Source organism: Halobacillus sp. HZG1, from assembly GCF_035818575.1.
Lineage (GTDB): Bacteria > Bacillota > Bacilli > Bacillales > Halobacillaceae > Halobacillus > Halobacillus litoralis.
The window spans coordinates 160,562-174,483 of record NZ_JAYLVQ010000070.1 but is presented as its reverse complement, the minus strand read 5'-3'; the positions used below and the strand labels follow the sequence as shown (position 1 = coordinate 174,483).

Genomic DNA, 13,922 nt, shown 5'->3' with positions numbered 1-13,922 from the left:
AATTACTCTGCTTTAGTAAAAGAGAATTACCTTACTGTTGTAAGGAGTATTGAGTTTATGAAATAATAATAGTAATTCATTCGATTTAGTAATCAATCTTAAGTGGCGATTAAACCGTTGCTTTTTAACTATATTGGGGGTTAGCAAATTGAAAGGTAATCCATTCGTTTTTTACTTAGATCAATATAATGTATTGTCTCCAAATCACTCTAAAATCTATGATGAATATACACACGATTCTAGTGATGAGAAGAGCTATACATTTAATGTACATACTCAAATAGAAGAAACACTATTACAAGTGTACGAAAATAATCCACAAAGTGTCATACTTACTGGTAATGCGGGTGATGGAAAAACCCGATTATGTAGAATTATATACAATTATTTTAATAATGATGATTTAACGATCTGGCCTGAAGAAGGGATCGTCGATTTTCAGTTTCCTAAAGGGACATTAAGGATTGTAAAAGACTTATCGGAACTTAAGGAAGATGTTATTCATAGGGAGCTTGATGCCCTTCAAAAGAATATTGAAAATAAACACGCTGATGGGGTTTATTACTTGATCGCAGCGAACGAAGGGAAACTAACGAAATTCTTATCTCAACACGACGATTTGAATCTACTTAACGAAGCGGTATTGAGGCGGTTTGAATCATATGAAAATAACTCTCGAGATTTTAGTATTTTTAATTTATTGGATGTAACATCCTCAGTATATGTAGACAGAGTGCTTGAAGAGTGGAACAAGGAGGAGAATTGGAGCGCCTGCCACGCCTGTCCTAAACAAGATAGATGCATTATTTATATGAACCATGAACGCACATCTCAACCCCACATTCGAGAAAAGATTGTGGAACAGTATCAGCTTCTTGACTACTTAGACACCCACATCACTATGCGTGAAATGCTCATCCATAATAGCTTTATGCTAACTGGAGGATACACGTGTGATGATGTCTTAGAAGCGGACTACAAGCAATTAAAGGAACAAATAAAGCGTCCATATTATCAGAATTTCTACGGCCGTGATTTAAGTGAGAATGCTTTCTCAGAAATGAATGCTTTGAAACTATTCAAGACTTTCGATCCGGGTAGCTATTCTCATTCATCGATTGATGACTTTATTATAAACGGTGATATTAATGGTGATGAGAAACTTGAGAATGTTCATAAGGATATATTCGGGCCTACTCTAGATTTAGAGTTAGGTTATTTCCAGAAAAGATTAACCTTATATCGCGATTATAACGTGGATAATGACCATTCATTAATAGAAGATTGGATTCCTAAGCTAAGGAGAAAACTGTTTTATGAGTTACAAGAAGAGGTAGGATTTACAACGGATCAGCTCCTCCCATATGAATACCTAAGTGACTATAAGTCTTTGTTCAACAACCCTAGAAACCAAACAGCTATAAAGAGGGAACTTACGAACGGCTTAAACCGCATATTTTCTGGAAGATTAACCACTGATATGAAAGAGTTATTAGCAACAAATAAGAACTTAATGATTTATGAGTCGTTTAAATCAAGGAAATCATTAAATCTACTAGAAGAGTTAGAGCGGACAGACTTAGATAGAAAGCCATCAAAATTTACTATGAATGTAGATGATGAAATCTCTATGAATGTCAATCTAGCTATCTTTGAATATTTAATGAGAGCAAGTGGTGGAGGAACTCATAACATCCTCCAGCAAGACGCTGAAATATTAGTTGATACATTCAAAAACGAACTCATTAGGTTAAGTGAGCCTGATGAATATGAGTTAAACATACTTCGCTATGATAGAGAAGAAGGATTATTTGTTGAAGATGAAATTAGCTTAGGCTAAGGGAGGGGTATATCGTGAGTAAAAAATCAGACGTAGAGCAGTTTTCCACACAATTATCTGCTCAAATATGGGGGCATAGGTTTAAAGACGGACAAAAAGGCCCGGAGTATGCTCTTGAGTTTTTGAACGTATTAAGTGGAACACACTATAAACTAGGTGCGGATAGCTACGAAAGAAAAAAATCTACAGGGCTACGTAAATTTATTTTTGAAGGTGAGAAGGAAGGCGCACAAGATGGCGTTGTTTCTTTGACTGCGGAAGAAAAGCAATATTTATATGAGATGGCATCAGATCGAGAGCAGATTAGTGTTATTAGAGAATTTTTTAGAAATCTTGAAGTGCCATTGCACGACGGGAAAGGAAAAGCTGCAAATCGTTCATGGTATGCAAAGACGTTATATCCATTACATGAATCCTTATTATTTTTTGAACTACGAACAAAGAATGGTGAACCAGCTTACGAGCGGAACTTTTTCGCGAGAGGTGGGGAACTTTACTTTTTAATGCTTGGGTATGGAACAGAGAATGATTTAGAACTTAGAAATAAGATAGAGGCAAGGCTTCAATATTTATTACAACGGAATAAGCAAATTGAAAACATTGTTTCGAAGCTTAGAGGTAAGTTAGATAAGTCTGAACAAAATAGAAAAGACACTTATCCATTAAGAAAAGTAGATGAGAAAACCAAGGAATACCCATACTTACCTGTTACAAATGACGCAATCTATACAGATTTTGCGAAGGAGTTTTATCAACTCATTTCTTTGAATATTGATATCTATGAAATGTTTGAGCTTATGACTAGCCTGATAACCTTCCAATTGTCTCGATATATGCTGCATAGAGCAAATGATAGCGAAGAAAATAAAGTAACCCATTTCTTTGACTGTTTGGACGGTCAAACAGGACCAATACAAACTTTATCGGGAAGGTCTTTCAGTGAAAATGAGCTGCTCATTAAGAACAAATTTGAGTCTTTCTTTGAGAACATATACTCTGAAAAGATTCAGGATGAAGAATATGTAAAGAAAAATCTCTCTGCCTGGAAAGAGAACCCTGATGACTTTCTAATTTACCTTGGTTTAAAACGTTTATCTAAGGTAAGAAAGAATAAAGTCATTAAAGTCTTAAATAAATGTAATAATTATCAAGATTTATCAACAAAACTTTATACAGTAGTCAAGGATATTATTTCTGATCAGCTAAAGAGACACCAACTAAATATAGTTAGGGGTTTAACGAGAGATGGTGGATTTGGTGGGTACAAAGCCGGAAGTAAGTATCGGTACTTTATGACTGACAACTTCTTACAAGTGCTAGTTTATATTGTTGTAAAACCTAAAGGATCAATGGAATTCAACAAATTCCTGGAGGCAATCTATAATAGATTTGGGTTTATAATAGGAGAAGTTGAGTCGAAAAGAGATGGCATTTACGAAAAATCTCGAATTAATATTAGTTACTTTCAGAAAAATGAATATGCATTACGAGAAAAATTACGCCATAATGGTTTACTAGTTGAATATTCAGATGCTACAGCAATGATTCGAAATCCTTATGAAGCGGCAGAAGTGCAGGTGGTAAAATGAAACAACATAACAATTTATTAGGTAAGTGGATTTATTCTGTTTTACGTAATCATTTTTATGATCAAAAGAGTGAGAACGCCAAAAAGCTCTTCATAAAAATTAATGGGTTAACCAAGGGAAATATTGAAGCTGCATTACATGAGCTGAGAGAAAATACTTCTGATCTAGAAGAATATTATTCTCCTATTATTCGCACAATAAGACCTGTAGAAGGGTTCGATGAATATAAACTAAGAGAGATAGAAACATCTACTAGACTTCGTAATTATACCTTTACTGATCAAGCACTTGTCATGATTATTAATGAGAATACTCCAGAGGGTCAAAGTTTAGAGAATATATTCTCAATAGACGAAGCTTATCTTCTTTCCGAAGAAGGGTTTCAAGTGTTGTATTCCTTACTCTTTAACCATTACAATTTGGCGGAAGAAGAGATAGAAACACTAAAAAGCTTTATGAAGATGTATAATCAATTAACTGATCCTCAGCTACGTTTCGTTTTACGGTTTATTTCGTCAATTGTAAATAGTGATTCACCATCAATAATAGAACGGATTCAGAATAGCCTACCAGAGTTAAACCTATTCAAAGATAATGACTTACTCATCCCTAAAGGACAAAAGAGGTTAAAGTCTAATTACCTGTTGGCTAATTTACAAAAGACTAACGGAGATCTTGATGCAGAGGATCTCCAAAATAAGTTATACGAATTTTTAGAGAACGAAGAGAAAAATGGGTATCCTAGTGAATTATGGAATAAAACAACTCAGGATACCTTTGAAGTAGAAGCGATGAATTTTTTGAGTCAAAAGAGTTTAGAGTTACTAAAGTATGATTTCAGTCTCATCGAGTCTATATTTAAATTTAAAGTAAAAATCCCCTTTGCTGAAAAGATCAGAAACGTGTTACCTCTAGAGGAGTACACGAAAGAACAAAAAGAAAGTGTTGAAGAGGGCATATCTGCTATTGAAAAGGGCGAAGATGCAGACGATATGCAGGAGTTTTATGATGAATTTGAAGGAGACATGGCAAAAGATTCTGCGCTTGTAAAAACTATAAGTCGAAAAATTGAAAAAGTTCGCCACCCTAAAGATTATAAAGATTTATCAGAGGCGCTTCTGTATCATTCATTTGTTCTTATAGAAGAAAAATGTGAAGAATTCACTTATGAGCCGATGTTTACTCTAGAAGTGGTAAACAAGAAGTTGAATCCATCTACAAAGAAGATTGCAGAAATCTTGTTTAAGAATATAAATCACGTTGTGCCATCCGTGCATTTCCTAAACGAGTCTTTGGCTGATGTAATTGAAGACGCTACTGTTAACAGCTCGGATGTGACTTTAGACCTTAAATTAGTAAGTGAGGGTAAACATTTAGGGAAAGAAAGTTTTAAAGTTTTAGACCTTGAAGCTTTGAATTTGCTAAGTTTATTCAATTCCGTTCACGAAGGGCTTCTGCCGTTTGTGAAAAATTATAAAGATGATCAGGTAGAAAAGCTCGATATTAATGACCTTGTTAAAAACGATGTGGAGAGTTTTCTTTCAGTTAATGAACCTGGAATGGAAGAGCATTATAATTCTTTCCTCAATTTTAAGAATTCATATTCTGTCATTTTGCAAAAAGCATATGAGGAAGGTATCTTCTCTATAGATTATGATACTTTTGAAAGTGAACTCTCCGCTCTCTTAGAAGGAGTTACTACGTCAGTATCCATTACCAATACTATCTATAAGTATATTAATAATATTGGTGCCATTGACTATGTAGATGTGAATTTAGGAGAAGTGGGTTATAGTTATGAACGAATGTTAACAATACTTAACCCGGTCCGTCTGTTAAGTTTGAAACATCGTTACCAAGAAATTGATAGGCAAATACATGAATGGATAAGGAAGTCTAAAGAAAATACCCTCGAAGTTACAAATCTAGAAGAGTATTTAAACCATGCAGTAGATCAAACCCTTAAACTTGCACCGAGATATTTTACAAGTGAAGGAGATGATTCATTTCTTATCGAAGTAAGCGAAACATTAGGAGAAGGGCACTATGTATTAAATACTACTCGTTCGGATAAGATGGACCACTTAGCAAAAGACTTATCTAAAGAATTGCTTACTAGTGTGAAGAGTTATTTTGATGTTTATCCTTACGCTAAAGATGGCTTAGATATTTTATTCTTGTATTGTCAAAGTGCTGAAATGATTATAGAGTCTGTTGATACGCTATTTAAGAAAATCAAAGATCTAAACAAATTAAAGATCACTGTTCATAGTACTCATGCTGCTCCGATACACAGGAAGTTAAACCAATGGGTACAACGAAGAGAGGAGTATATCCACCCTGATGGTGCTAGTAAATTTCCTAAAGTTGAATTAAAGGTGATATCAGGTCACGATGTAAATGAAATTTCTAAGCAGATTAACAGTCATATGATTGATGCAGATTTAGTTGTTTTAGCTGATTACTTTGCTCAAAGTAGTCAAATTAAGTATGACTTCGACAGGATTGATTACGTTTCTACCGACAATTGGTTCGAAGTAGTTTATAAAGAACCTCTATTGGATAACGAAGTTGTAAAAAGAATATCTTATGTAAGTGAAGCTCTTCCACCTGTACTAAAGTCATTCTATCAACTGCAGTATATCTCTCAGAAAAAGGAGATTCTCCAGGAGAATGAAGTACATGTGCTTAAGAACAAGGTTTCGTTATCAACGTTAAATAATGATCTGATCGATTTTATGCACGAAAATTTTAACTGGATTATCTTTATGGATCGATACCTAGATAAATCCTTGTTAGAAAAGACCTCAGGGAAAGCGCAGATCATTCAATATAAATCTAAAGCCGGATCCAATAATAATTACAAGTTGATTGTTTCCTCTTCAGAATATATCCGGAAGTTAAGTAACCAACAAGATGACGAATATTATGACCGACTAACAAAGAAGCTAGGGTTAATCATGAAGAATCCTAATATTACAAAAGAGAAGATGGTTGACGCAGTTCAGGAAGTTAAGAAAATATCGGGAGCACTAGTATTAAAAGCTATTGGTCCAGGTAAGTACTCTCACGAGATGGTTGCAACCTACCTTAGTAAGAAATTCAGGGAAAGGGTAGAAAGGAATGTCTTACAAGTTTGGTCAGTGTGTGATGAGCTACCTTGGTTCTCAAACAATAAGAGAAGACCTGATATGGTAATTACAACATTGAAGGAAGAAGATGGAGAGTTACATTTAGATTTTGAAGTAGTAGAGTTGAAGTTTGTTCGTCGATCTATTTTTGAGAAGGAACGCTATGACGCAGTTAAACAAGTAGAAGCTGGAAAGAGCATTTACGAGAAACTATTCGGATTTAACGAAGATAAAACAGATTCCGAATTCTGGCGTGAGGAACTGGGTCACTACTTCATCGAAAGAGGCTCCTATTCTCCTGAAGAAGCTCATCTTCTAAAGCAATTACAGGACAGGGACATGTCTGATATTAAAGTTACAATTAACACCTCAATTGATGTGTATTGTTACACATCTAATTTACAAGAAGAAGGACATGAAAAACTGGCGGATGGAGTTTATTTTGAGAAAATTGAGGGTGACTACCCTAATTATATGTTCTCAAGGTCCTTTATTTTAGATGAGTTAGGCGCTACAGAGGCTAGCCAACCTGACTATACAGAGTTAGAGGGGAGCGAAAAGGAATTTGAAAAGGAATTGGCTGGTTGGCATACTGAAGAAGATGACACCAAGAACGATCAGTCTGATGATTCTAATCAACCCGATGTGGAAAAGAAAGACTCTCCTATAAGTCCAATTCCAAAAACAGATCAGAGTAAGAATACAAATTCTGTACCTAGTGATAACTCTGAAGACGAAGATCATCCACAAGTTAAGGGTGAGGACAACCTAGTTGATAATGAAGAAGTGAGTTCTGTCTATCCTGAAGTGGTGGCGCTAGAAGGGATTGAAAATCATAAACGACAAGATTCCGAAGATCATGAGTTGCTTAAGAACGAGTACGTCAGTAAATTAGAGAACAACTTTAATCGTAATAACTTAAATGTGAAAGTAAAAGAAGCAGTGGTAGGATCCAGCGTTATAAGATTAATGCTCCATATTCCATCATCTTTAAACTCTGATAAAGTGCTAAAAAGGAAGCAGGACATTCAGTTGTGGTTAGGACTGGATCAGCCTCCGCACATGTTTATTGATAAGAATGGATTGAATATTGATATCGCAAGGGAAAACCCAGACACGATCTTCTTTGAAGAGTTCATGAAAATTTCTAGAGAGCAACTAAGTGATAAAGTGAAGAAGACAAACTTAGTTTCCCCTCTAGGCTTTGATCCTTTGAACAATGTTATAAACATCGACTTTTCGGATCCGTCGACACCTCACTTACTGACAGGAGGAACTACAGGAAGTGGGAAGAGTGTAACATTGAACTCCATCATCTTAGGTAGTATGTGTATTTATGAACCTAGTCAACTGCAATTTGTATTTATAGATCCTAAGCAAGTGGAATTTACGGTATACAATGGCCTTCCGCATACTAGAGATGTGGTCACCGATATAAATGAAGCTGTACACACTTTAAAATATCTAGTTGAAGAAATGGAAAGTCGTTATAAATTATTTGCTGATGAGTTCGTAAGTAACCTTGATGAATATGTAGAATTAACTGGGAAACAAATGCCTAGAATCGTAATCGTGTTCGATGAATTTGCAGACTTTATGAGTCAGGATAAAGAGATTGCTCAACAAGTTGAAAACTCTATTTTAAGATTAGGACAAAAAGCGAGGGCAGCAGGCTTGCATTTAATCATCTGTACCCAAAATCCTAAATCTGATATTATCAACACGAATATTAGGAACAACTTAGGAGCTAGATTAGCATTAGCCGCTACGGATGCTACGGCGTCTACGGTCATATTAGGAGACAGTGGTGCTGAGAACTTAGGTGGAAAAGGAGACTTTTTAGCTAAAACAAGTGCAAATAAATTCACTCGTGGTAAAAGCCCTTTCTTAACTCCTCAAGTAAAACGAGCATTGCTTAAATATTTCGCAAGTTTAAACAAATAAAAAAATAATGCATCTAGATCGAGGTCTAGGTGCATTATTATGTGCTTTATAGTTACTGGAAAGACTGATCCAGTAAAGGTGGGAGGAAAACGTATGGCATATGGTCAACATCAAAGTTTCTATTTAAGAGATAGATGGTTAAGTAAAGCTATTAAGCAATTAAGAACAGATAGTAGGTTTTTTTATGATAAAGAGGCATTTGAAAAGATTGGACTAGGTAAAAACATGGTTCAGTCATTAAGGTTTTGGGTAGTTGCGACGAATATGGTCGAAGAGCAAACAAATGACGAGCGAAAGAAAGTACATCACGTTACGGGTTTCGGGGATATCATTGATAGATATGATAGACATATACAATATTATGATACGGCATCGTTGTTACACTATCATCTAAGTAATGAGAGAGAGCCTTCAACTGTATGGTATTGGTTTTTCAATTTACTAGATGAAACAGCGATTAGCAAAGAGGAGTTAATTAATCATTTTATTACATGGGTAGAAGACAATGAAGAAAAGAAAATTTCTCACAAATCACTAAAGAGAGATATTGACTGTTTAATAAAACTCTATACATCTGGAGAAAACGCACAAGATCCTGAAGAAATTATTCAAAGCCCTATAAATAAAGTATCACTGCTTTCTGAAAGAAACGGTGTAGTTTATAAAAAGGCTCCTAAAAGTATAGAGTATTTGGGGTTAATTGCACTTTATTATACATTGCTAGATTATTGTCAGAAAAATGATACATTTACAGTCTCTGTTGAAGAGATCATTAACAGAGAGGGGCTATGGGGAAAAGTCTTTAACATGAATCGAAACTTAACGATTGAAGCTCTTCACCTCTTAACTAGTCATAAACGACACCCAATCATTTTTACAAGGACCAATAATCTTGATACTGTTCAGATTCCACAAAATGATCCTACTTCATTCTTAGAAGAAGAGTACAAGAGAAAGGTGCATACACATTCATGAGTTACAACGCGGTTGCTTTTAAATCAAGTGTAAATATCAAGTTTGACTTAGGTAATGAAGACTTCTTTAAGCGTTACTTACCTACACCAGCCCATGCGGATGCTCTACAGGGGCTATTAAGTGGTTTTAACGACTCAAATGCTCCTAAGTCCCACATAATAATGGGCCCTTACGGAACAGGTAAATCGTTAGTTGGTACGATTGTTAGTAGTATTACATCGAGAAATGTAAGAAGAGAAACAGTGAACATCTTGCAAAATAAATTTGAAAAAGTTGATGACGATATCTATGAAGAGTTAAACCTTATTCAGGGACAAGACAAGATTTACCTACCTATAGTCCTCAATGGAAATGAAGGTAGATTTAGAGTCTCTATCATTTCCGCGATTATGAAAAAGCTCGAAGAAAATGGTGTGCAAATCGTCATTCCTGGAGTTATTTCTAGAATTATATCAACCATAGAAAAATGGGAGCAAGAATATCCTGAGACTTATAAGCAGTTTATAAAGTTATTGAATTTTGAAGGAAAAGATATACTACTGTGGCGTCTTGAAATTTTAGGTAGTAACGTGGAGGAGATCGAGTGGTTTAAATCTATCTTTCCTAGACTTACTGCAGGTACTGAATTTGTAGTGGATTATAAAGAAGATTTTATTGAACAGATGAAGACTATTATTGATGAATTATCAAAACAAAATATCGGGTTGTTTTTAACTTATGATGAGTTCGGTCGCTTCTTACAAACTTTAGATGGCGAATTAATTCATGAAACTATGCAAGACTTGCAAGATATTGCTGAATTAGCAGACCACTATACTAATTCTTTTCATATTTTATTAATTACACACAAGAACTTACGACAGTATTTTAACTTGCTTAAAGATGAGCATAAGGATGAATTTCAGCGAATTGAAAAACGATTTAAGACATACTATGTAAACAGTGATCAGTCCACCTTTATACGTTTAACGCAATCTGTTTTAGATGAACTTCATATCATGAATTCTATCCCTACTTCAAAAAAGAATGAGGTTTTGAATGCATTACGAAGATATTCTTTTTTTCCAACGTTAAATCAAGTTGAGTTAGAAAAGCTCGTGGTGGAAGGAAGTTATCCTATTCATCCTGTCACATTGTTTTTACTACCTCATCTCTCAAGTGTTTTTGGTCAGAACGAGAGAACGCTATTTACTTTTTTGGAAAGTAATGAAACAGAGGGACTATTAAATCACCTTGAAAAGAAAGACAGCTATTATTTAGCCAATCAATTATTTGATTATTTCTTCTCTGAAGAACTAAGTATTGATATTAATGATGATGTCCAAGATACTGTTAAATTGTACAAGCAACATAATAAAAAAATTCCTACTTTAAGTAAAAAAGTTGATATCCAAAAGGATGTATTAAAATTTATTACCCTGTGGGAGATTACTGGTCTCCAATCTACTCATAATTTAAATACGGAATTAATTTCATTTGCTCTAGATCGGAGCTACGATGAAATTGAATCAGCGTTAAATAAACTATTGGATTATAAAGCGGTTAGGTATAACCGGATTCTTGGCTACTGGGAAATGTTCCAGGGTAGCACAATAAATGTAGATGAGGAGATCCAAGTACGCTTAGAGGAGACTTCAATTGATTCTAAAAAACGTAAAACAGTATTAGAGTCAACATTAGATAAAGGATTTTACCTTGCTACTTCTTATAACGATGACAAAAGCATGACTCGTTTTGCTTCCACAAAATTCTTGTTGAGTTCTGAATTAAAAGAAGATAAAGAAATAAAAGTGAGCAAAGAAAACGATGCTATCATTTATTTTGTTGTAATGGAAAATAGTGATGAGAAAGAGGAATTGAATCATCTATTAACAAGGCATGCGGAACAAGATGTAATATATGCCATATCTAATTACTCTATGAAGTATATTGAAAAAGTTGTTGATAAATTAATTATAATTAAACAAATGTTAAAGGACGAAGAACTATTAAAACAAGATGCTAATCTAAAAAGTGAAATCATACTAATACAAGAAGATTTATTACATCAAGTAAATGAATTTAATGGACTTTGGACAGGATTTACTAATGAAGTGACGTGGTTTCATAATGGTCAAATCATTTCGATTCCTAACCAGATTAAACTAGAGGATAAATTATCTGAAATTATGTATGATCTTTATCCTTTAACTCCTGAGGTAAGAAATGATTCGATTAATCGGAGAAAAATTAATAACGTGCAATTAAAAGCAGGTAAATCAGTGGTTGACCACATTCTGGAATCTCCTTATGAAGCCCACTTTAATATTACTGGAAACGGTCCTGATTACTTGGTGTATGCAACTATATTTAAGAATAATAATTTGTCTATCGCAGACTTAGAAAAGATACAGCCTTTTGAGTTCAGACAAATGAGGGATGCTCTAGTAACGCAGGTAACATCCAATGCTAAAGGAACAATGAGTGATATGTTATCCATCCTTACAAAATCTCCATTTGGTATTAGAAAACCTCTTGCTCCAATATATGTAGTGGCACTGCTTCGGGATATATGGGATCAAATCATGTTCTATAGGAACGATATGTATGTTCCAGCCATCGATGGTGACAAGCTTTATAAGATGATTGAAGAGCCAAAAGAGTATGAGTATGTCTTTTATAATTTTAATAAAAAACTAAAACCATTCTTAGATAATATAGACAGGCATTTTGGTCAATACAAGAGCGAGTATGTATCTGGAAAACCTCAGATAATACAAATGAGTAGTGCTCTTCTTGGTTGGTTCAGATCACTTCCTAAATATGCGCAAGTAACGTCAAGTATGGATCCGAATTTATTGGATTTAAAAGACAGTATTAAACGTAGTGAGGTAGATCCAACATCAACTATCCAATCCCTATTTGAAGAATATAACGATGATATTGACAATCTATTACTTAGTACTCAAGCTATTGAGGAATTTATTAATGAACAGCTATTAAAAGTGGAGCAGGTAATATTATATAGCTCTCAGGCAGAGTCATATAAGGATCTCTTGACTTGGGCTGAAAATCAACAGGGAATCATAAAAAAACAAAATGTAACAGTTAAAAGTATTTTATCTATACAAAATCAAGAGAATTGGGTCAAAGAATTTATTTTAAATTATACTGGCGTGTCCATCGAAAATTGGTCCGATGCTACATTTGATATGTTAGAAAAACAAATTGATAGAGATGTTCAATCGATTCAACACTTAGGTGAAGAAGTTCAAGCACATGAATTACAAATCGATGGTAAAAATGTTACTATAAAAAATGATATAGAGCTATCTACTAAATCTAAGACAATTTACAAAAACGTCTATAGGATGATTAATAATGCTGGACGAACAATACCACGAGATGAAGTAGAATATATAATCTACAAATTGGTAAATGAATTTGTAGAGTAATAAGGTGGGAAAGTTATGAGAAAGAAAGTACACGTTGCTATGTTTAGTGGCGGCGCGGCTAGTGCCTATGTTGCGAACCATATGGTACAAACGCACGGAAAAGAGAACTCAATTTTATTTTTCACAAACACATTATGGGAAGATGAAGATAATTATAGGTTTATGGATGAAATTGCTGAAAGCATTGGTGTGGAAATTACAGAGCGAGTCGACGGAAGAACGCCAGAGGAAGTTTTCTATGACTATAAATTCCTAGGAAACTCTAGACTTGCAAAGTGTTCTGAAGAGTTGAAGGTATATCAGACCATTACTTTCTTAGAAGAATTAAGGGATAATGAAAACTTAGAACCTATTCTATACTTTGGAATAGGCCCACATGAGAGTCATCGTGCTGATAACCTTAAAGACTTCTACGAGCACAATCCAATAGAACCTATCGAAACACGTTTTCCAATGATTGAAACGTTTAGAGAAGATCTAGATGTAAAATCAATCATTGAAAACGAATGGAAGATTAAACTCCCAAGAATGTATGAGCTTGGCTTCAGTCATGCCAATTGTGCTGGCCGATGCGTCCGTGGTGGATTCCAGCATTATGCTCAATTATATAGTATTTGGCCTGATCGTTATCAGGAGCAGGAAGATATGGAAGAGAACTTTAGAAAACACTTTGAAAAGAATGTGTCTATTCTAAAGAAAGAAGGAAAACCATATACACTAAAAGAATACCGCGAACAAATGGATAGAGAAGGAATTGATAAATTCTTGAAAGTGCAAGATAATACGGTTCCTTGTGTTTGTTCATTTTCTTAACATTCTTATCCAAGAGCAACTTATAAGTTGTTCTTGTTTTTTTTGGTATGCCTACCTTGGATAAGGTCTTGTATATTATATGGATATGGTTGATTTAGGCTACCGTGTCTATGGTCATCTCATAGTAAAAAATGCCGAGAGATAATATTTCGGCATTTCTTTAAGAACTGATAGGACAGCGTTGCGAAATTAAGTG

General features: G+C 34.5%; 6 protein-coding genes. All 6 read left to right on the top strand.

Translation table 11 applies throughout. From position 1 onward, the window contains the following. Positions 1-148: 148 nt before the first annotated feature. Positions 149-1,840: a hypothetical protein gene (locus VKA52_RS14005; protein ID WP_326316106.1), complete on the top strand. Its 1,692-nt coding sequence runs from the start codon at positions 149-151 to the stop codon at positions 1,838-1,840. 14 nt (positions 1,841-1,854) lie between these two features. Then, positions 1,855-3,429: a hypothetical protein gene (locus VKA52_RS14000; protein WP_326316105.1), complete on the top strand. Its 1,575-nt coding sequence runs from the start codon at positions 1,855-1,857 to the stop codon at positions 3,427-3,429. After that, positions 3,426-8,504: an FtsK/SpoIIIE domain-containing protein gene (locus VKA52_RS13995; protein WP_326316104.1), complete on the top strand. Its 5,079-nt coding sequence runs from the start codon at positions 3,426-3,428 to the stop codon at positions 8,502-8,504. The genes VKA52_RS14000 and VKA52_RS13995 overlap by 4 nt, the downstream gene beginning before the upstream one ends. 93 nt (positions 8,505-8,597) lie before the next feature. Next, entirely contained in the window at positions 8,598-9,479 is an 882-nt protein-coding gene (locus VKA52_RS13990) for a DUF4007 family protein (protein ID WP_326316103.1), read from the top strand. Then, on the top strand, positions 9,476-12,913 hold the full coding sequence (locus tag VKA52_RS13985) for a hypothetical protein (protein WP_326316102.1): 3,438 nt from the start codon (positions 9,476-9,478) through the stop codon (positions 12,911-12,913). The genes VKA52_RS13990 and VKA52_RS13985 overlap by 4 nt, the downstream gene beginning before the upstream one ends. Before the next feature lie 15 nt (positions 12,914-12,928). After that, complete coding sequence (locus VKA52_RS13980; protein WP_326316101.1) at positions 12,929-13,726, top strand: phosphoadenosine phosphosulfate reductase domain-containing protein; 798 nt, start codon at positions 12,929-12,931, stop codon at positions 13,724-13,726. The last annotated feature ends 196 nt before the right edge of the window (positions 13,727-13,922 follow it).